Origin of the sequence: Paenibacillus hubeiensis (genome assembly GCF_032334105.1) — a bacterium.
GTDB lineage: Bacteria > Bacillota > Bacilli > Paenibacillales > Paenibacillaceae > Paenibacillus > Paenibacillus hubeiensis.
This window is the reverse complement of sequence record NZ_JAVYAE020000015.1, coordinates 59101-79614: the sequence shown is the minus strand read 5'-3', so window position 1 is coordinate 79614 and position 20514 is coordinate 59101. Positions and strand designations below refer to the sequence as shown.

General features: G+C 53.3%; 23 protein-coding genes and 1 riboswitch. Of the genes, 6 read left to right on the top strand and 17 right to left on the bottom strand.

Going from position 1 to position 20514, the window contains the following annotated elements; genetic code table 11:
- Window positions 1-102: 102 nt before the first annotated feature.
- The 14 genes from RSX24_RS26605 to RSX24_RS26540 form a co-directional block, all read right to left on the bottom strand.
- Window positions 103-2370 (bottom strand): bifunctional 2',3'-cyclic-nucleotide 2'-phosphodiesterase/3'-nucleotidase, encoded by a 2268-nt coding sequence (locus RSX24_RS26605; protein ID WP_438286892.1) that lies wholly within the window; start codon window positions 2368-2370, stop codon window positions 103-105.
- A gap of 451 nt (window positions 2371-2821) precedes the next feature.
- Window positions 2822-3238: a pyridoxamine 5'-phosphate oxidase family protein gene (locus RSX24_RS26600; RefSeq protein WP_236417621.1), complete on the bottom strand. Its 417-nt coding sequence runs from the start codon at window positions 3236-3238 to the stop codon at window positions 2822-2824.
- Window positions 3239-3327: 89 nt separating this feature from the next.
- A complete protein-coding gene (locus RSX24_RS26595; protein ID WP_343262290.1) occupies window positions 3328-3786 on the bottom strand; it encodes an NUDIX domain-containing protein in 459 nt (152 codons plus the stop codon).
- Between the two features lie 38 nt (window positions 3787-3824).
- A complete protein-coding gene (locus tag RSX24_RS26590) occupies window positions 3825-4586 on the bottom strand; it encodes a LamB/YcsF family protein (RefSeq protein ID WP_236417624.1) in 762 nt (253 codons plus the stop codon).
- Window positions 4586-5611 (bottom strand): 5-oxoprolinase subunit C family protein, encoded by a 1026-nt coding sequence (locus RSX24_RS26585; RefSeq protein WP_343262257.1) that lies wholly within the window; start codon window positions 5609-5611, stop codon window positions 4586-4588. Before RSX24_RS26585 ends, RSX24_RS26590 begins: the two co-directional genes overlap by 1 nt.
- Window positions 5608-6363, bottom strand: coding sequence for a 5-oxoprolinase subunit PxpB (gene pxpB / locus RSX24_RS26580; protein WP_343262256.1), 756 nt, complete (start codon window positions 6361-6363; stop codon window positions 5608-5610). Before pxpB ends, RSX24_RS26585 begins: the two co-directional genes overlap by 4 nt.
- Before the next feature lie 66 nt (window positions 6364-6429).
- Complete coding sequence (locus RSX24_RS26575) at window positions 6430-7020, bottom strand: histidine phosphatase family protein (protein WP_343262255.1); 591 nt, start codon at window positions 7018-7020, stop codon at window positions 6430-6432.
- An 80-nt stretch (window positions 7021-7100) separates the two neighbouring features.
- Window positions 7101-7664: a DUF1572 family protein gene (locus RSX24_RS26570; RefSeq protein WP_438286891.1), complete on the bottom strand. Its 564-nt coding sequence runs from the start codon at window positions 7662-7664 to the stop codon at window positions 7101-7103.
- A 65-nt stretch (window positions 7665-7729) separates the two neighbouring features.
- The gene (locus RSX24_RS26565) at window positions 7730-8065 is read right to left on the bottom strand and encodes a DUF952 domain-containing protein (RefSeq protein ID WP_236417639.1); all 336 of its coding nucleotides are present in this window, start codon (window positions 8063-8065) and stop codon (window positions 7730-7732) included.
- Between the two features lie 59 nt (window positions 8066-8124).
- The gene (locus RSX24_RS26560; RefSeq protein WP_339275771.1) at window positions 8125-8682 is read right to left on the bottom strand and encodes a GNAT family N-acetyltransferase; all 558 of its coding nucleotides are present in this window, start codon (window positions 8680-8682) and stop codon (window positions 8125-8127) included.
- Between the two features lie 55 nt (window positions 8683-8737).
- Window positions 8738-9160: a ribosomal maturation YjgA family protein gene (locus RSX24_RS26555; protein WP_343262254.1), complete on the bottom strand. Its 423-nt coding sequence runs from the start codon at window positions 9158-9160 to the stop codon at window positions 8738-8740.
- Window positions 9161-9339: 179 nt separating this feature from the next.
- On the bottom strand, window positions 9340-10443 hold the full coding sequence (locus RSX24_RS26550; RefSeq protein WP_343262253.1) for an Ig-like domain-containing protein: 1104 nt from the start codon (window positions 10441-10443) through the stop codon (window positions 9340-9342).
- 123 nt (window positions 10444-10566) lie between these two features.
- The gene (gene serS, locus RSX24_RS26545) at window positions 10567-11859 is read right to left on the bottom strand and encodes a serine--tRNA ligase (protein ID WP_343262252.1); all 1293 of its coding nucleotides are present in this window, start codon (window positions 11857-11859) and stop codon (window positions 10567-10569) included.
- Window positions 11860-12185: 326 nt separating this feature from the next.
- Window positions 12186-12674: a DUF2798 domain-containing protein gene (locus RSX24_RS26540; protein WP_438286890.1), complete on the bottom strand. Its 489-nt coding sequence runs from the start codon at window positions 12672-12674 to the stop codon at window positions 12186-12188.
- Between the two features lie 206 nt (window positions 12675-12880).
- Between RSX24_RS26540 and RSX24_RS26535 the strand changes: the two genes are divergently transcribed.
- The 6 genes from RSX24_RS26535 (at window position 12881) to RSX24_RS26510 (ending at window position 17555) form a co-directional block, all read left to right on the top strand.
- Complete coding sequence (locus tag RSX24_RS26535) at window positions 12881-13267, top strand: VOC family protein (RefSeq protein ID WP_236417652.1); 387 nt, start codon at window positions 12881-12883, stop codon at window positions 13265-13267.
- An 82-nt stretch (window positions 13268-13349) separates the two neighbouring features.
- A riboswitch (TPP riboswitch) is annotated at window positions 13350-13461 on the top strand.
- A 196-nt stretch (window positions 13462-13657) separates the two neighbouring features.
- On the top strand, window positions 13658-14695 hold the full coding sequence (locus RSX24_RS26530) for an ABC transporter substrate-binding protein (RefSeq protein ID WP_343262250.1): 1038 nt from the start codon (window positions 13658-13660) through the stop codon (window positions 14693-14695).
- A 41-nt stretch (window positions 14696-14736) separates the two neighbouring features.
- The gene (locus RSX24_RS26525; protein ID WP_236417656.1) at window positions 14737-15027 is read left to right on the top strand and encodes an MTH1187 family thiamine-binding protein; all 291 of its coding nucleotides are present in this window, start codon (window positions 14737-14739) and stop codon (window positions 15025-15027) included.
- Window positions 15027-15785, top strand: a complete 759-nt coding sequence (locus RSX24_RS26520) for an ABC transporter permease (protein ID WP_236417657.1) — start codon at window positions 15027-15029, stop codon at window positions 15783-15785. Before RSX24_RS26525 ends, RSX24_RS26520 begins: the two co-directional genes overlap by 1 nt.
- Window positions 15786-15816: 31 nt before the next feature.
- Window positions 15817-16710 (top strand): ABC transporter ATP-binding protein, encoded by an 894-nt coding sequence (locus RSX24_RS26515; RefSeq protein ID WP_343262249.1) that lies wholly within the window; start codon window positions 15817-15819, stop codon window positions 16708-16710.
- A 38-nt stretch (window positions 16711-16748) separates the two neighbouring features.
- Window positions 16749-17555, top strand: a complete 807-nt coding sequence (locus RSX24_RS26510) for a TatD family hydrolase (RefSeq protein WP_236417659.1) — start codon at window positions 16749-16751, stop codon at window positions 17553-17555.
- Between the two features lie 217 nt (window positions 17556-17772).
- Here the strand turns inward: RSX24_RS26510 and nfsA are convergent, their stop codons facing one another.
- From nfsA to RSX24_RS26495, 3 genes are all read right to left on the bottom strand, one after another.
- Window positions 17773-18519, bottom strand: coding sequence for an oxygen-insensitive NADPH nitroreductase (nfsA, locus tag RSX24_RS26505; protein WP_236417660.1), 747 nt, complete (start codon window positions 18517-18519; stop codon window positions 17773-17775).
- The gene (locus tag RSX24_RS26500; protein WP_343262248.1) at window positions 18500-19114 is read right to left on the bottom strand and encodes a TetR family transcriptional regulator; all 615 of its coding nucleotides are present in this window, start codon (window positions 19112-19114) and stop codon (window positions 18500-18502) included. The genes nfsA and RSX24_RS26500 overlap by 20 nt, the downstream gene beginning before the upstream one ends.
- Before the next feature lie 233 nt (window positions 19115-19347).
- Window positions 19348-20508, bottom strand: coding sequence for a YhgE/Pip domain-containing protein (locus RSX24_RS26495; protein ID WP_343262247.1), 1161 nt, complete (start codon window positions 20506-20508; stop codon window positions 19348-19350).
- Window positions 20509-20514: the final 6 nt, after the last annotated feature.

The window sequence follows — 20514 nt, the reverse complement described above, 5'->3', positions numbered from 1 at the left end:
TATCTCTATCGTTTTGATGACCTCGCATATGTTCATATTCGGAGCCGACGCAAAAAAGACGGGCAGTCTACGACTGCCCATCTTCATCGAATGCTTTCCCGTTTATGAAGCAGGGATGACAAGCTTTTGCCCGACTTTCAGCGCATGTACGTTCTTGATTTTGTTTGCTGTTGCAATTTTGCGCCAATCCACACCGTACTTCAAGCCGATGCGATACAGGTTGTCCCCTTTTTTCACGACATGGACCACTTTCCCGCTCGCAGGCTTCTCCGGCTCAGGCTTTGGTGTCGGTGTCGGCGTCGGAGCAGGTGCTGGAGCAGGTGTTGGCGTTGGGGCTGGCCCGGCTGTTTCGTTACCTGGTGTCGAAGGCGCCGCTCCTGTCAGTTTCAACCCGTATTCAGCAAAACCGTCCTCGTTAGTACCAATGAAGGACATGGCCGGGTTGGCATCAACCAATGCTTGTGCATCCGGGGAAGAAGCAAATACGACTTCAAGATCGCCAGCTGCTGCAGCCGCTGCATTTGCAGCAGGTTTGATCGGAGCAAGCGACCAGTTGCCATCCGCCGTAGGGTTAATCGTTTTGTTCTCGCGGATGTAATCGATGATGACTTGGCGGTTCTCGTCCGGGGCAGCCAGCACGATGCGTTTGCCGTCCGGATTCGCAAGCTTGGACGAAGAGGCGCGGTAGTTGTTGGTAGCCACGATAAACTTCTGGTCAGGATCCACCGGCTTGCCGTTGAAGCTCAGGTCTTTGATCCGGCTCGCGGATGCGTTGATTACCGTTGCCTTGCTATCGTATTTTGCAGGCTGCGTCACGTCGATCTGATAGGTTACACCGTCAATCACGTCAAAGTTGTATGTCGGGAAGTCCATGTTGATCAGCTGCTGCTGTCCGCCTTTGGACGGATCGATCTGGTTGAACTGTCCTGCCGACCACTCCAACCATTCTTTCAGCTCGGCGCCGTTGATCAATACGGCATGTACCGTATTTGGATATACGTACAGATCAGCCACATTTTTGATGGCGATGGTGCCCGCAGGAATGTTGGTATAATAAGCCGGGCCTGAACGTCCACCTGCCTTGAATGGCGCTCCTGCGGACAGAACCGGAATATCCTCGTAGTCCGTTCCTTGCAGATGTTTCTCCACATACCATTTCTGAGCATTCGTTACGATCTGGATGGAAGGATCGTCCTGCACCAGAGCAAAGTAACTGTTGATAGGAGCCGTTGTTTCGCCGACCGGGCCGCGAATATATTCAAGTGTGCCCTCATGCTCGTCATGGATGGCATCCAGAATTTTTTCGTCCGCTTCCACCAGCGGTTTTTTGTTCGCCGCATCATAAATCGGACGTGCCTCGGTTGCGGAATCTACGACTTTCCATTTGCCTTCGACTTGTTCCAGATCCAAATCGATGATCCCGAGATGGTCGCCCCAGAATCCCGGCTCAACGGATGGCACGCCATTAATGGTGCCTTTATCGAGATCCACCCCTTTTTTGCCGGCAAAATCGGCACTCGGGAATACTTTATGGGCATGTCCGAACAGAATGGCATTAATGCCTTCCACCTGGCTCAGGTACAACACCGAGTTCTCCATCAGATCGGTTTGGGGAATATCCTCGAATCCGGAGTGCGGAATGGCAACGATAATGTCCGCACCCTTCGCCTTCATTTCGGGAATGAATTTTTTGGCCGTAGCCACGATATCCTTGGCAATCACTTTGCCTTCGAGATTTGCGCTGTCCCACTGCATGACCTGTGGCGGCACGAACCCGATCACGCCTACCTTGATCGTATGCTCTTTGCCGTTCTCATCGGTCACCTTCTTGTCCAAAATCTGATAAGGGGTGAAATAGTTTTTGTCGTTCGTCTCGTCATCGTCGCCGTCATCAACGTATACGTTGGCATTGATATAAGGGAAATTGGCTCCCTCCAGCGTCATGTCGAGATAGTCGAGTCCATAGTTGAATTCATGGTTTCCGATGTTGCCCGCATCGTAGTCGAGCAGGTTCATCGCCTTGTATACTGGATGGGTTTCCCCTTGTTTGAGCGGATCGATTTTGGCGACGTAATCGCCAAGCGGATTGCCTTGAATCAAATCGCCGTTGTCGAACAACAGGCTGTTTTTGGCCTCGTCGCGCGCTTTTTTGATCAATGTTGCCGTTTTGGCCAATCCGTACTGGTCTGTCTCTTTATCAGAGTAGTAGTCATAGTTCGCCAAGTTGACGTGAATGTCCGTCGTCTCCATGATGCGCAGTTTGACTTTGGCCGCATCTGCAGCCGATACGGGCACCGGAAATACCGCAAGCACGTTTAATGCAACAAAAGCGGCAGTCAGGCTCGATAACACTTTTTTGTTCCTTTTCAAAATAACCCCTCCCGGTTATGTACATTGAATCAAACCTTCGTTTAATGGGCAAACGAACAGACGCCAAAAGGACAGAATTCATGGCTGTGGGATGCTTTGCTTCCTGGGGCACTGCAATTCGTGATTCAGGTCAGCTAAACTCACATGAATATCTGCTCATATCTGAAGTGCGACGTTTACATTCCAAATCATAACGCAATGCGATGCGGTTGAAAAGCATTATTTTTTACTTTATCCGCACATATCCTCGGAAGTTTACATAATCATGCGTGTTTTCGACATTATACGTCATTACTCTACCTAAAATTAGTTTACATTACACGTAAAATACGTACATTACATTTACTTCACATCGATTCATGCCCTTCCCCAAAAATGGCATAAACAACATAAAAAAGCCGCAAAGTCCGAGACCTCACGGCTGTCTTGCCTAGAAGGCATATGGTTCTGATTATTGCTCCCAGACTTGATGTTCATGATCCTTGCCTGTGTATTCGATGCGCTGCGGCGTAATATCCAGCACCACGTAATTCGGATCATCCGGTCCGTCGAACCAGGCCTTCAGCTCATCGTTCCAAATTTCCTGACGGAGCTGTTCGTTTTTGGTAACCTCGCAAGTGCCTTCGATCTCGACCACTTCTTTGGTACCGCCCGTTTCATAGCCCAGCAGCAAGCTGACATTTGGATTGTTCTCAAGCTCTTCTACCTTATGGGTACGGCGATTCGTAGCCAGATGGATGTTCAACCCATCATTAAACAGTGCCATGTATCTCGCTTTCGGTTTTCCGTTCTCCACGGTGGAAAAACTGCAATACGGATTGTTTTCCAAAGCGCCTATGATCTGCTGCTCCAATTCGTTTCGGTTCATGATCATGCTCCCTTCCGGATGGTGTATATGATGGAAATCTCACATACTTATAGTGTACCCATCTCACCGGGAGCGAATCCGCTGCAGGTTTAGTTCAAATCGCCCAAATAAATACGTGCCTGCTCAGGGCGTAAAAGCATTTCGCCGATCGTTTTCGGATACAGTCTTACCTGTGGCAAGTCCTCAAGGGGTATCCATTCTACCGCCACTTGGTGATCATCCGGATTGGAACCCGCAAATTCGCTCGCTTCCGGGTCGTTCAGATGACATTTGAAATAAAATTCGACTTGATGTACGTCCTCGTCCCACTGGGCAAATTCGTGGTTTTTGCCGATGTACTCGCGAATATGCAGCAATTCCCCTACCGTCACGGCCTGGCCAATTTCCTCGAGGCATTCCCGTGCAACGGCATCCTTCAGTTCTTCTCCCTTTTCCTGCCCGCCACCGGGGAAAACATATGCCGTTCCGTATTGGTCCTCCAGTTTAATAACCAGAAGCCGCCCGTTCTGTATGATGACCGCTTTGGCCGAATTGCGTATCGGTTTCATTTCCATGTTTCCCTCCTTTGTACTTCTTGTGATCTTTGTTAATGTTTCATGGCTGTCAAAGTGACCCCTTCGGCTTCAAGAAGATTTCGGATATCCTTGGCAAAAGCAAGAGCCTGCTGCCCGTCGCCATGGATGCAAATCGTTTGCGCTTTGATCGGCACAACCGTCCCGTCCACTGCCAATACGCTGCCTTCAGTCACCATGCGCAGCACCTGTGCCAAAGCCTCGTCGGACCGATGAATGACCGCTCCGGGCAGCTGCCGCGATCTCAGCGTTCCGTCCGCCTCGTAGGTTCGGTCCGCGAACACCTCGCTTACGCTGCGCACGCCGATCCGGTCCGCGGCCTCGATCAACGCGCTGCCGGCCAGGCCGTACAAATACAGTTCCGGCTGCACGCGATATACCGCCTCGGCAACGGCTTCCGCCAATGTAACGTCCGCAGCGGCCATATTGTACAAAGCACCATGCGGCTTGACGTGATGCATGCGACCGCCCCGGGCGCGGACGAAAGCATCCAGCGCGCCGATCTGATAGACCATCATGTCGTACGTCTCCTGCGGCGTAACGTCCATCCGCCTGCGGCCAAAACCTTGAAGATCCGGCAGACCCGGATGGGCCCCGATCGCAACCTGATGCTCCAATGCCAGCTCTACGGTGCTTCGCATCGTTGCCGGATCGCCGGCATGAAAACCGCAAGCAATGTTGGCCGAGGTAATCCAAGGCAGGATGTGTTTATCCGATTCCATCCGATAAATGCCATAGCTTTCGCCAAGATCGCAGTTGATGTCGACTGCACTCATCATTCATTCCCCATTTCGCTCATTTTTCGCCGTATCCACATTTCCGCTTGTCGCATGCTTTTCTCCTGATGCAGAAGCAGCTGCTGCGCTTCCTCGTGGGATACCCTTGCAAAGGCAACCCGGTTACCGGGCCTCGCCTGTGCCAACAGCGGCAGGTCTACACGAGCGATCTGGGCGATGACGGGATAACCGCCAACCGTCTGATGATCGGCCATCAGCACGATCGGCTGGCCATCCGGGGGTACCTGAACCGTGCCGTACGCGACGGCTTCGGATAAGCGATCCGCCTTCCGGGCAAGCTCCAGCGCCGCTCCTTTAAGGCGATATCCCATCCGATCCGATTCCGAGGTGACCATATACCGATCCCGATAGAACTGATGCAAGCTTTCATCCGTGAATTCCCCATGATCTTTGCCAGGCATAACCCGCAGAACAGGATCGGTGCGATAGCCAGGAATTTCATACTCGGAGAGGCGCCACGAAGGGGCGGCCATGCCTTCCCCCTGCTCTTTGGCGCGTTTAGCCATAACATGCAACAAGGCATGAGCTGCCCCGCTCCCCTCTCTCGTGAACAGCCTGTCGCCTGCACGCAATGGGCGTCCATCCAGACCGCCGAAGCCTGTCTTGAGATCGGTGCTGCGGCTGCCCATCGTCCGTGGGACTTCCACGCCGCCAGCAAAAGCGATGTAACCGCGCATGCCCAAGCGGCAGCTCCCGATTCGCAGCACGCTGTCCTGCCGGATCACAACCGGACGCAAGAGAGGCACCGGCTTTCCGTCTACCATGGCGGACATGTCGGCACCGCACAACGCAATGAGCCGGGTTTCCCGAAACCGGAGCTCTGGACCGCTAAGCGTCATTTCCAGCACGGCAGCCTCACGCGGGTTGCCTACAAGCATGTTCGCTGTCCGGGCAGCAAAGGTATCCATCACCCCACCTGACGGAACGCCATACTTTCGATAACCGGTTCGCCCCTCATCCTGAATGATGGAGAGCATTCCTGGACGAATGACCTCGATGCTCATGGACAGCCCTCCTTCAGAGAAAGGTATTCCTCAAGCGTAATCGGTTGAAACCGGACCCTGTCCCCTGCTGCAAGCAAGCTGGGCGGGGATTGATCAGGCGCAAACAAGGCAAGCGGCGTCCTGCCGATACACTGCCATCCGCCGGGCGTGGCCACGGGATAGATTCCCGTTTGACTGCCGCCGATGCCCACCGTCCCGGCCTCGACGCGAAGTCTTGGCGTCGCCCGTCTCGGTGTGGCGATCCGCTCGGACAAGCCGCCCAGGTATGGGAAACCCGGTGCAAAACCGATCATGTGCACCAAATATTCCGCCCCCGAATGGATCGAAACAACCTCATCGGCATCAAGCCCGTTCACGCTCGCGACGTGCTGCAAATCAGGACCCAGCTCCCCGCCATAACAGACGGGAATCGTCACGATTCGAGACGGCGGCGCCGCATCTTGGTTCTCCGATAAGCCCGATAACTGCTCCAACAACCAGCCGCAGATGGCCTCATAGGGCAGCATCGCCGTCCCCTCCAACAGCTGCGCTGACGCCGCAACCTTTACGGGATCAAAGAACAAAGTAACTGCATTAAAAGACGGAACAACGTCAACGATTCCCATGACATCCTGTGACTCCAGCAAGGCACACACAGACATCACCCGATGGTGGACTTCTTCGGAAATGATATCCCCGCAGCGAATCACGACGCCGGACTCGCCAAGCGGAGATAAGGTTTCCTTCGTCCATATGTACGACCGATCAGCCATGCGAGCCCTCCTTCACCCACTCCTCAACAGTTCCCATTGTCCTCTCAGTGCGACTGCATCCGTAGATTATTCGTCCTTGGACGGGACCAGGTGCGCGCTGCAATTGTACAGCTCGCATTGCCAACCTCTTTGCCCCGTCATGATTCGGGTAATCGAAGTGTTGGACAGTTTGGCGGTAACATCCAGATCGGGCACGAGACCGCGCAGCGTATTGCGTAAAATCGCTCCATGGCTAACGACCAATACCTTCCCGTCCGGATGCTCGCGCGATATTTCCTCCAACACTTCGGAGCCTCTTGCCGTTCCGGCCTCGGGTGCTTCTTTGCCCAAATCCAGGGTGCTCCAATCCGCTCCCCACTTTGCAACGCGCTCTTCCTCCGTCGTGCCTTCCACCTGTCCGCCGCCCATTTCGCGCAGCCGCGCGTCCAAATGAATCTCCTGAATGCCCAGGCGCTCCGCAATGATTCGGGCCGTCTCACTGGCGCGCTTCAGGTCGCTGGCATAGATGGCATCCCAATGTTCTCCGCTAAGCCGCTCGGCGAGCAATTTCGCCTGCTCTCTTCCTTCATCGTCAAGCAGGTTGTCCGTCTGGCCCTGAGAACGTTTCTCCTTGTTCCATGCCGTGCTTCCGTGGCGAATCAATGCAAAATGTGTCATCCCTTTTCCTTCCTTTCTGTTCCCACCCGAAACGGATGGATGATCATCTTCAGATGTTATTGACGAATCACAGCCCCAAGCTATAGCTCATCCTCGGTGAAATGCCGTCGCGTCTTTGGTTTGGCGAATTTGCCGCCATTATAATCGGCAGAAGCGTTTCTAGGGATGGACAGGCTGTCCCAGGGCGTCTCCTTGATCATTTTGGCAGCATAGACTATTTGCCCGACATGATAGGGATAATGCGCAAGTTGACGGATAATGGCCTCCATGACGGTATGACCTTCATTGCGAATATATATGATGCGTTCCAAATCCTCGGCCGTAAAGGCACGAAGCGCGGACAAAAGGCACTGCCACCCTTCCTCCCATTTGTCCATCAGCTCTTCGCGCGTGGATATGTCGTTGACGAACTCGGCGTCGCGCTCGCGCCATGGCTTTTCGCCATCGGAATTCAGCACGTCTGTCCAGCGGGACAGCATGTTTCCCCATAGATGCTTCACAATGACTCCGATGCTGTTCGTATCCTCATGCCACGACTGAAAGAGCTGTTCTGTCTCCAATTGGGCCATGGCTTTTTCGCCGAGCTGTTTATAATACAAAAACTGTTTTTCCGCCGTCTCCAGAAACATTCGGTTCGTATCCACGCTCACCGCATCCTCTCCATGTTTTCGTCAAATCAGGCCATCATCATCTATTCTTTATCTTCCAATTATTCCGATACAGGAAATGCAAACGTCCCGTCTTCGTTCGGACCAAACGGAATCACTTTCTGCACGGCATCCAGGTTCAGCTCCCCGTATATATGCGGGAACAGTTCATTCAAGTCGTATAGGTCCTCATAAACCAATTCCGGCTTCAATGCTTTTTCGTCAATGCCCAGCAGCACCAGATCGGTACGCCCGGCATAATACTGCGATGCCACCCACGGAATCTGTTCTTTGGTGGAGCAATGGATAAATCCCTCTTTTTGCAAGCTTTCCGGTGCGTACACTTCTGCTTTCGACACCTCTTCCCACGCTGCGCGGGAAATAATGCTGTATATCATACTTGACCCTCCCCCCATGATTCGAAAATCGTTCGATGTCTTGCATCCGCTTTCGAATATTATAGATCATCCCGGATGCGTGCGTACAATTTCTGATCGGTGAACACGCCTTTAATCTTCAACTGTTTGCGCAGTAAACCTTCATACGACATGCCGAGTTTCTCCATCACCCGGGCCGAACCGATATTGCCCGCATTGCACCTGCCTGCCAATCTGTTGCAACCCAGCTCGCGAAAGCAATAGTTCACAACAGGCTGCATCGCTTCGGAGGCCACGCCCATATTCCAGTACCTGCTCGATATCGCATATCCCAATTCGGCGCTCTGCATCGATTCGTTCATGTCGAATACGCCCCCGCGCCCAATCAGTTCCCCGGTGTCCTTCCAAATGAAGGCCCAAATGTACACAGTCTGCTGTTCATATTGATCCAGTACCCGCCGAATATATCCGACCGAATCATCTATGGTCTCATGACAGTTCCAGAGGCTGTGCTGGCTGACGAGCGGATCGGAGGCAAACGCAAAATATTCAGGCACATCCTCCAAGGTCAGACGTCTCAACCGCAAACGTTCTGTCTCGAATTCGGGCGATTCGGAAAATAATTTGTCGACATTCATGTTCATTTCCTCCTAACGAATCCGTTTCAAAAGAACCACTCTTGCCGCATCTCTTTCAACGCTCGGTTTCGGCCTTTAACACATATCGATCTACAAACCAAGCTCCTAATATCCCCACGGCGTAACGCATGAGATCCATGACCAAAAAACCCCGGCCCAACACAAGTGCCCCTAGCGTCGTCGAACGAATTTCGTTCAACCACGGGACCTGGATGAGCTGCGAGCATTCGATGAACCAACTGAACAGCAATCCGGCAAAGGCTGACCATCCCTTCCTCCACGACGTGAATATTAGGCGGATTCCAAAATAAATCATAGCTGCCCATAAGGCATCCCCGGCATGTTCTCGCAGAAATGCGGGCAAAACCTCGCCATAGGCCCTGGAGGCATACCCGGCAGACATCGCCAGCAATGTTACGGACAAATACAACAGTTTGCCTCTTAAACCACTGGCGTACCTCTGCTTATGCATTGTCATGATTGTATTTCAACCCGTATCATATGGATTCCCCCCAGGCTTGAGTTCGATTCCACGATCGATGCATCTTTCATGTATCTTCCTCCCATCGTACAAAAGGATACAAAAAAAGGGCGTTGCCAGCGCCCTTCAACATTCCATTTTTTAACATTATACCACTAAAACCAGAACCAAGCTTGCTATTTTACCGTCACCGGAATCGTAAGTTTTTTGTTGTTCCATTTGACGACCACGGAAGCCTTGCCTTTGCCAACGGCCTGGATTTTGCCATTCGAAACCGTGACCACGCTTGGCTTATTGCTGCTCCATACCGCGTCACTCGTTACCAAGGCGGTCTTTCCTGTGTCATACTGGGCCATAACGCTCACCGTTGCTGTGCCCTGAGGAGACAAGACCAGCTTTTTGGTGCTGCTGATCAGCTTTTTGAGCAGAGGCACCACGGTCACTTCTGTTTTGACGGTCTGATTCTGGTACACGCCCGTCAATGTGGCCTTGCCTTCTGTCAGCGTTTTGACTGTGCCATTTTTGACCGTGGCCACATTAGGGTTAGACGATGTCCAGGTCACTTGCTTCGACAAGTTCACCGTTTTGCCGTTCTCATAGGTACCGATGACCTTAAGAGCTTTGGACTTCTTGATGTTCATCTGGATGGCCGATGGCGTAACCTCCACCTTGGCGATGATATCGGTAATCGCTACAGGGACTTTGACCGTGGTTGAGCCGTATTTTCCTTGCAGCAGCACGCGTCCCGGTTCCACCCCTTTGATTTTCCCATTTTCCACGACGGCGGATGGCTTGGAAACTGTCCAGACGATTTGGGAAGTGACGTCCTCTTCTTTACCGCTCGTTCGCACGATCGTTACTTTGGGCAATGCGCTCTCCTTGCCTTTGACAAAATTATAAGAGCTCGGCGATGCCTTGATCTTTTTGATTTTCTCCTGTACCTGCACGGCAAACTGCGCCTTCTCGTTATCCACCTGGGCGACGATGGTCGCTTCTCCCGCACCCACGGCTTTGATCTTGCCTTTCGTTACGGTAGCGACTTTGGCATTGCTCGACGACCATGTCACGCCAGCCGTGACGTCCTGCTCGTTATCGAATCCTTCCACCACCGCCATCACTTTCAACGAGGCCGTTTCGGAAACGCTCATTTTATCCGTATTACTTACAATTTTAATGGATGTGATATCTCCCGCGGCCGCCATGGCCAGCGATGGAATCAGCGCAACGCACGCCACGATCAAGGCTAGGGTTGCCTTGAATCCTGCTCTTAAACCTTTCATGCCCATCTTCATCTCCCATAATCCAGTATTTTACTCCTATTATAGTATATCGGAAATGGTATGCCCAGAAATGAATACTATAACTGAAGAAATTCGGATAACAGGACCATTCGACATGTTTTGTTATTTTTCTGCTTCCGGCAGCTTCAGGTATTCCAATCCCCCCATATAGGGCCGAAGCGCTGCCGGAATGCGTATGCTCCCGTCCTCCAATTGGTGATTCTCCAAAAGCGGGATCAATATGCGCGGCGATGCCACTGCCGTATTGTTAAGCGTATGGCAATAGACCAGCTTGCCTTCTGCGTTACGACAACGGATGTTGGAGCGCCGGGCCTGGAAGTCGTGCAGGTTCGACGACGAATGCGTTTCTCCATAGGCTCCGCGGCTGGGCATCCATGTCTCGATATCGTACTGTTTATAGGTTTTCTGCGACATGTCTCCGATGCACACGGCAACCACGCGATACGGAAGCTCCAGCAGCTGCAGCAGTTCCTCCGCATGTCCGGTGATCTCCTGCAGCATTCGTTCCGATTCGTCCGCATCCGGCGCACAGATAATGACCTGTTCTACCTTGGAAAACTGGTGCACCCGATACAGTCCGCGCACATCCCTGCCGCCCGATCCAACCTCGCTGCGGAAACAGGTGGACATGGCGGCCAATCGGATCGGCTCCGCTACATCCACGACTTCATCCATATAATAAGAAACAAGCGGCACCTCCGAAGTCCCTACCAACCATTTGTTCTCGCCCTCAAGCTCATATACCTGATCCCGCCCTGTGGGGAAGAAGCCCGTGTTAACCAGCGCTTCCTCCCTCACCATCAGCGGCACTTCCATCGGCGTGAAGCCTTTCTTCAATAATAGGTCGAGGGCTAACTGTTGTACGGCCCGATGCAAAAGCAAACCTGCTGCTTTCAATACATAACTGCGAGTGCCGCCGATTTTTACGCCTCGGGCAATGTCGATCATGTCATGCATTTCACCCAGCTCAACATGATCCTTCGCATCGTAATCGAATTTCGTAATCTCACCGACACGCCGCACTTCAACGTTATCTTCATCCGATGCTCCTGCCGGCGTATCCGGCGACACCACGTTCGGCACCAGCCACTGCAGTCTCGTTACCTCCTCCTGCACGTCGGCAAGCTTGGTCTCATTCTGCTGGAGCTTGTCGTTAAGCTCCTTTACGCGTGTCCGCAGCTCTTCCGCCTGTGCCCGATCTCCCGTCTGCATCAGCTTGCCAATCTCAGCTGACCAGGCGTTCCGCAAGCGGCGCCCTTCCTCCGTTTCCTGCAAAAGCCTTCTTCTTTCCTCGTCCAGCGTGAGCAGCTCGCGAACCGAAACCTTGATTTTTTTGCCGTCCGCGGCCGCCTGAACCTCATCCGCATGCGCACGAATCCATTTCATATCCAACATGTACACCGTCTCCTTTGGGCTATAAAAATGCAAAGAGCGCCCTCATCCCTTGGGACGAGGAGCGCTCTGCTCGCGGTGCCACCCAACTTGCCGGGACAGGTAATCCTGTGTCCAGCCTCTTGGTCCGCGATAACGGGCGGTTCCGGTTAACTTGGGGAATGGGTTCGCTCCCCTGGCGAAAACGCCTCCGAGTTGGATGCTCTTCAACGGCATAGTTCCGATCTGCAATTGTTGACAATGATTATATATGAAATGCTCCCCCATTCGCAAGAGCTTCATTCATTATGTTTTCAAACGACCATTGCCCAGGAAATAAGACAGATCGGTCAAGCGCTGACTTTGCTTCTGGCCACCACATTGCCAAATACAGCCCGAACGATCGGCCCCACCACCAGAAGCTGTGCCGGAAGTGCCAGCAAGAAGTTATGGCCGATCGCCGAACCATAGCTTCGCAGGATGGAACGACCTCCAAGTCCATTGGTGAGGTAGGATGTCATTACACCATAGAAAGACATGACCAACACCATGCCGACCACCATAAAAAACGAGAGCGTCAACACGGCCACCAATTTGTTTGACTTGTCGAACGGCAGGGAAAACGCTACTTTTTTCGCCACAGGACCTACCAATATCGATTCAACCGCAAAAGCGACCACAAAACAGATCACAAACTGCAGCAGAATCTCCATCAAAGACAATTTCCCGATCATTCCGCTGTTATACAGATTAAACAACAGCATGATCGTGACCATGCCGAAGCACATCATTAATCCGAACACCACTTGTTCTCTTTTCGTTGTTGGCAATGTACTCATCCTTTCTGTTCATTTGATCATTATAGAGATCACGTTATGCCCTTCATAAGTGAACAAATTGTGAACTTTTAAAATTTAAATCTTTATTTTTTGCGTAAGCGTGTTCAACCGCCGCCCCCAATTCCAACTTGACAGCTTGGATTTTCACATCTATTCTATTTCTAAAATGCTAATGGCGAATTATCTGCCCCGGGAGGTATGTTCATATGGCTTTTCAAAAACGCGTCGACCACGTCGGAATCTCCGTTCGCGATCTGGAAACAACGCTCCGCTTCTATACCGAGATTGTCGGTCTGGAACTGAAGGGACGGTTGACTCACACCAACGGTGTCATTCAGCTGGCATTTCTCGGTTTTAACGGGAGCGACGAGACCGAGATCGAGCTGATTCAGGGGTATAGCGACAAGCTGCCATCCGAAGGAACGGTGCACCACTTTGCCATCCATGTGGAGGACATCGAAGCGGAATACCGGCGCATTCAGGCAACGGATGCAGAGTTCATCGATGGGGAGATTGTAACCTTGCCGAACGGATATCGTTACTTCTTCATCTATGGACCTGAAAAAGAATGGATTGAATTTTTCCAACGGTAATCCCGGTCGTCCCTCCAATTCCTTACTGGACACAATCCGGACTCTTGCCTATAATTACTGTGATAGCAACGCCCGTAACTTCATAGCTTCCCAGGGGTGTCGGAATTGGCCGGCTGAGAGTGTATCCCATAAGATACTGACCCTTAGACCTGATCTGGATCATGCCAGCGTAGGAATCGGAGTATATTGACCAAGGCACAGCCCCAAGGCTGGTGGCCATTCTCTAACGCCTGCATGCGTCCCGAATAACGGGGCGCTTTTTTGTTAATATCAGAACGTGTGGACCGCGATGCAATTCCCCTGATATGGCATTCTTAATCAGATGTTGTGGACATGAAGCCAAGGAGTACCCGTGCCGATGGCCGGACAATATGAAGGAGAGAAAAAGAAATGAAATGGCGCAAAATGATGGGCCTGATGCTCTTGTGCATCACCCTCGTAACCGTTGCCGCATGCGGCGGCAAGGAAGCGGCACCTGCCGGCGAGAACGGCAGCAGCACGGAAAAGGCAAGCGAAGGCGGCAATGCCGCACTGAAAGACGTTAAGGTGGTGCTCGATTGGACGCCGAATACGAACCATACCGGCCTGTACGCTGCGGTGGATCAAGGCTTTTACAAAGCCGAGGGACTTAACGTCGAAATCGTGCAGCCTGGCGCAGGCGGAGCGGACACGATGGTAGCCTCGAACGAGGTCCCTTTTGGCGTCAGTTACCAGGAGAGCGTAACCCAAGCACGCACGCAAAACGTACCGCTCGTATCCATCGCCGCGGTCATTCAGCACAACACGTCCGGCTTTGCCGCTCCGGTGGACCGGAATATCAAATCGCCCAAAGACTTTGAAGGCAAATCGTATGGAGGCTGGGGCTCTCCGGTAGAAGAAGCCGTCATGCAATCGATTATGGAAGGCGAAGGCGCCGACGTCTCCAAGGTGAAAAACATCAATATGGGCGATGCCGATTTCTTCACTGCCGTGAAACGCGACATCGACTTTGCCTGGATCTTCTATGCGTGGACCGGGATTGAAGCACAGCTGCGGAATGAACCGATCGACATGCTGTACGTCAAGGATTACTCCGAAGCGCTCGACTATTACACGCCTGTGCTCGTAACCAACGAAACGACGATTCAGAATGATCCGGAGCTGGTTAAAGCGTTCATGAAAGCGACATCCGAAGGATATCAATATGCGATTGATCACCCGGAGGAGGCTGCCAACATTTTGCTGAAGGCCGTTCCGGACCTCGACAAGGATTTAGTACTCGCCAGCCAGAAGTGGCTCAGCCCGAAATATCAGGACGATGCCGCACGTTGGGGCGAACAGAAACAGGAAGTTTGGCAAAATTACGCGGACTGGATGTTCAGCAAAAAACTGCTCGACCAGCAAGTCGACGTTTCCAAAGCGTATACGAACGAATTTTTACCACAATAACGAGAACTATATAACGAAATCGGAAGGAGCCGTGAATGGACATGGCCAGCACACTGCTTAGCATACAAGTGATTCCCAAAACGCCGAACGGCGAAAACTCTTATCCTTACGTCGATCGCGCGATCGAAGTCATTCAACAATCCGGCGTCAAATATCAAGTAAACCCGCTGGAAACGACCATGGAAGGCGAACTTGAGGAGCTGCTGCAGATCGTGCGCAAAATGCACGAAGCACTCGTGGAGGCTGGCAGCCCAAGCATCATTTCCCAGATCAAAATTGCCCATAGCCCTGACGGGTTCAGCATGGACGCCCTCACGGAGAAATATCGCTAATGAATTCATACTGGAAAAGCGTATGGCCGCCCTTCGTGGCGGTTATTCTCTTTATCGCGTTATGGCAGGGAGCCGTATCCCTGTTCCATATTGAAAAGTGGATGCTTCCCGCACCCTCGGACATCGCCCGCGAAGCGGCATCTCAAGCCGATCGCCTCGGCATGCATGCTTGGGCTACCATCCAACTTACCCTGATCGGCTTCGCTGCCGGCACAGCCGTCGGATTGCTGATCGCGATGGTGCTGCATCTTATTCCTTTGCTCAAACAGGCGTTATACCCTTTGCTTATTTTAAGTCAAAACATACCCACCATCGCGCTGGCTCCGCTCCTGCTGATCTGGTTCGGCTTCGGGCTGCTGCCCAAGCTGATCACGATCGTTCTCGTCTGTTTCTTCCCGGTCGCCGTAGCGGCCATGGACGGGTTAACGCGCACGGATGCAGCCATGATGAATTACATGCGCATGGCCGGTGCATCGCGCCGCCACATCTTCTGGAAGCTGGAGCTGCCGCATGCGCTGCCCTCCATCTTCTCCGGCGTGAAGATTGCCGCCACATACAGCGTTATGGGCGCCATCATCGCAGAATGGATCGGCGCCGACAAGGGCATCGGTTATTACATGATGCTGCAGAAGTCCGCTTACCGGACAGATCGATTATTCGTCGCCATCATGATCATCGTGGCGCTGAGCCTGCTGCTCTTCCTGCTCATTGCCTTGCTGGAGAAGCTGCTCGTTAAATGGCGGCCGCAGAAGCGCTAACCCGACATTGAACCAAGGAAGTGAATACGACATGAATCATACCGGTTCTCCGGCAACACCAGCGGCTGCCCCAGCTATGCAGGCAAGCGAAACGGGAGCGGCTCACTCTGACGGCACGGCACCGACATCGGCATCGGCAACGGCGCCTGCGCTCAACGTCAGGAACGTGCACGCCTCCTTCCGCGAGCGGCGAAGCAAGCTGCCGGTGCTTAACGATATTTCCCTGACTGTGGGGCAAGGCGAATTCGTGGCACTCGTCGGACCGTCCGGCTGCGGCAAAAGCACCCTGTTCCATATCATCGGCGGGCTGCTGAAGCCGCAGCAGGGAGAGATCTGGATGAACGGCGAGAACGTGACCGGCCAGCGCGGCAAGATCAGCTACATGCCGCAGCAACCTGCGCTCTTCCCGTGGCGCACCATCGAAGAGAACGTGCTGCTTGCGGGCGAAGTGACTCCATCGGCCCAGCCGCGGCAAACCGCGCTTGCCGAAGCGCGCCAATGGCTGGAGAGCGTCGGCCTCGGCGGCTTCGAGCAGGCATACCCGCACATGCTGTCCGGCGGAATGCAGCAGCGCGCCGCGTTCCTGCGGGCGCTGCTCAGTCCCCAGGAGCTGATGCTGCTCGACGAGCCGTTCAGCGCGCTCGACGCCTTGACGCGCAGCGACATGCAGCGCTGGCTGCTCGACATATGGGAGCTGAACCGCCGCTCGGTGCTGCTCATCACCCATAATATCGAAGAAGCGCTGCTGCTCGCCGATCGCGTCTACGTGCTCTCGAATCGGCCCGCAACGGTGATGCACGAAGTCCATGTTCCTTTTGAGCGGCCCCGTCAAGAAACGATCTCCGATCTGCCGGCATTCCTGGAGCGCAAACGGCAAATCTCCGAGTGGATGAAGCAAGAACAAAAGAAGGCCCGCCTATCCTGAGATAGCGGGCTTAAATCATGCAGAAGGAGCGTCTCTCCATGAAAATGCCAACCCATGTCCCCTTCATCGATGCCCATCTTCATCTGGATCAATACACCCCGGCCGAACAGCAGGACATGCTTCGCTCCTTGCCTTCGCACCAGGTTGAAGCGGTCATCGCCGTCTCCATGCACCTTGCCTCCTCGCAGGCTACGATGGACCTGGCGGCCAGACATCCGCATGCCGTCTTTCCGGCCATCGGATTCCACCCGGAGCAGCCTCTACCTTCGCCGTCGGAAGCGGAGCAGCTGTTCGACTGGATCGAGCGCCGCATCGATCAGGCCGTTGCCATCGGCGAAGTAGGGCTTCCCTATTACAGCCGCCAGGAGGCGGAGCAAGCAGGGAAACCTTGGGACCAATCCGGCTACGTTTTGCTGCTCGAACGTTTCGTTCGGCTCGCCAAAAAGCACGACAAACCGATCGTGCTGCATGCCGTGTATGAAGATGCCGATGTGGCTTGCGACCTGCTGGAGCAGTACCAAGTAAACAAGGCTCACTTCCATTGGTTCAAAGGCTCGCCGGAAACGATTCGGCGAATGGCGGACAACGGATACTACGTCTCGTTCACGCCGGATATCGTATACGAAGAGGAGATTCAAGCACTGGCAAGGGTGTATCCTCCAGGACAGATCATGGCCGAGACGGACGGGCCCTGGCCGTTCGAGGGCCCTTTTGCAGGCAGGATGACGCATCCAGCCATGACAAGCCGCGTCGTTCAGGCGTGGTGCGAGATTACGGGAACGAAGCCGGAGGCGGCAGTACGCATTTTCTACGAAAATACGAAGCGCTTCTATCGTTTACCCTGAACAAGGACCCCTAATTGGATGATCCAAGCCACTAGAGCAGGTCATATCTTCTACGCAAAAGAAGCCAGTTCACGAGGACTGGCTTCTTTATTATGCGGATGCTATGTGCAGTGTCTTTGTTACATCTCATCCTCTATCCAAACAGGTTTCCTACTGAACGATATCTCACTCGCGTTCGCTGCCCGAATCTGCGCAACGAGCAACTTGCGGCAGTTTTTCACCGTTTTATAAACCCTTTGCCTTCAAGATATGTCTTCATTTGCAGCCTTGCCGGCTCCGTAAGACGTTTCGCCATCATTTCGGACCATGTCGTCGAACGCTCGCCTTGGGTGCGCTCCTGCATATATGCTGCAAATGTTTCATCGTACTCTTTCATGCCTTGCAGCGTCTGTTCAGCCTGGTAGCGGCCATGGTGCAGCACCGCCTGCAGCGGCAGTCTTGGGCGAATGCCCGTATCTTGATCCGCTACGCCGATGCACATGCCATACACAGGGTATACGCCTTCAGGCAATCCCAGCAGTTCTGAAACTTCGCTGATCCGCGTACGAAGACCGCCGATATATACAATTCCGAATCCGAGCGACTCCGCCGCAAGCGCTGCGTTCTGGGAAGCAAGGGCCACGTCGATCGTCGCTACCATGAAATTTTCCATGCTATCTTCGAACGATTCTTTCTCCGGCGCATGTTGAACTGCGGCTTGCTTGAGACGATACAAATCCGCGCACCACACCAGGAAAACAGGGCATTGATCAATGTAAGCCTGGTTGCCCGCAAGCTCGGCCAGCTTCGCCTTCTGGTCTTTGTCGGTAACCGCAATAACCGTGTAAGCCTGCACATTGCTGGAGGTAGAAGCCATTTGACCCGCCGAAACGATGGCGGCCAATTGTTCCTCGCTAACCGGATCAGGCTTGTATTTCCGCACGGAGCGGTGCTTCATCATCAATTCAATGGTTTCGTTGTTCATGATCATTCACTCCCAATCCTCGTAATACAAACTCGACGGTCTGTTCCACTAGCTTCTCCGGATCGACATTCGGGTAGTCCAGCATAAATCGTGTGTTATGGGCCCTTTTGTGGGCAAGCGCCACGCTTAATACCTGAAGCATGCCATATGTGGCCGACTCGATGCGGAATACTCCCTGCTCCTTGCCTCTTTCCAACAATTCGGTCAGCTTGGTCCAGATCGGCTCCAGGAAACGAATGACGGAAGCGGCGCGGTTGGTCCGCAGCGCCATCTCCAATTGCACGATATCACTCATGTCCCGGTCCGACAGGGTGAACCTGACAATCTCGCCGATGACGAGACTTACCCCCTCGGCTGGTGACATGGACTGAATGATCTCATCCAAATCATCCGGAATACGGATCAGGAAATAACGTTCGAACAGCGCTTCAAACACTTTCTCTTTGCCGCCAAAATGATACGAAACGAGCGAAATATTCGCTCCCGCCTCGTCGCAGATCTGCCGCACGCTCGTCCCGTCATATCCCTGCTGGGCAAAGAGCTTCTTCGCTGCCACCAAAATCCTCGTTTTGATATCCAATTCCGGTTCCGTCATTCCGTTCTCTCCCCTTGTCCGTTCTATTCAAGCGCCCGGCACGCTCGGACTGCATGCCTGATCTCTACCTGTTATTATGAAAGTTTGTGTCAAAAAGTGCAAGGCATGTCATGTGCCGTTTCCGCAAAGCCAACACTCCAGAACAGGCGAACACCCCGATGAATTCCATCGGGGTGTTCGGTCGATCGCAGCGATGAGGGTATCTGCATCTGCGTCGCAAGCCTTCATTTTTCTTAACCGTTAACCGGTGCCGGGTTTGGCGCTACTTCAGGCATACGGCCTTTTTTGAGCAACGTCGCCAGCAAGGACAGCGCCACCGCAACGACCAGAATGATCGCAATCGTTCCTGCGGCCGCCTGTGCTCCGGGACCGCCGAGCTGAACGCTCAGAATGCCCTGTACCGCATATGTGGCTGGTAAATATTGTCCCAGACCGCTGTAGAACCCGTTCAGCAGTTCACGCGGCACCATCGCGCCGGAAGACACCAGCTGCAGGGACAGCGAGATAATGTTGAACACACTTCCTGCCGGTCCGAACAGGATCAGGAAAAATTGGGAGAAGAACATAAATGTGCACAGGAACAATGCCTGGAACATCCAGAACGCGATAAAGCCTTGTTCGAATTGTCCCCCGAGGGCCACGATCAGAGAGGAACCAACAAGGGATACAAGCAGCGCGGATCCGATGTTAATGATCACTCTTGCCCCGAACAGCGACAGGCGCGAATGCATCGCTGCCAGCATGCCCATGGCTCCTTGCACGTTCATTCCCATGATCATTGCTCCCACATAGGAAGCCAGCACCATCATCATCGGCACCATTTGGTTATTCATGCCGTTCACCTGATTGATGGATGTCGTTGTTCCCTCCACGCGGGAAGTCAACGAAGCGGCTGCCGAAGCCGCTTGGTCGGCAGGTGCGCCGGAAGCGGTCAATACCGCTTGAACGCCTTGTGCAGATGCCTGTTTGTTGATCGTGTTGGTCACGCTTTGGGAAACGCCTTGCATCATGCTTTTGATCGTAACCGGGTTTGCTTCGTTAAGCGTGTACTTGATCTGTGCCGTGGAGCCCGGCGTTTGAAGCACCTCGTTGAATCCGGCCGGGATGTCAAGCACCATGTGCACCTTATGATGCTCCAGTTGGTCCAGCGCCTCGGCGCTGCTCAGATTGGCCACGGTGTGAAAAGGAAGCGTTTGGGCCAAGCTGTCTGCAATCCCTTGGGATTGCGTGCCGTCCTCATTGACGATGGCTACCGTCAGTTCTTTCGTTCGATCATTGACGCCGGAGTAAGCCGTCATCCAGATCACGCTGAAAATGACTTGGAACATCAACGCCGTCACAATGCCGATAATGACTGGCGGTTTCTTTAAAAGAGCGCGTAAAGCTCGCAGCATAAAGTT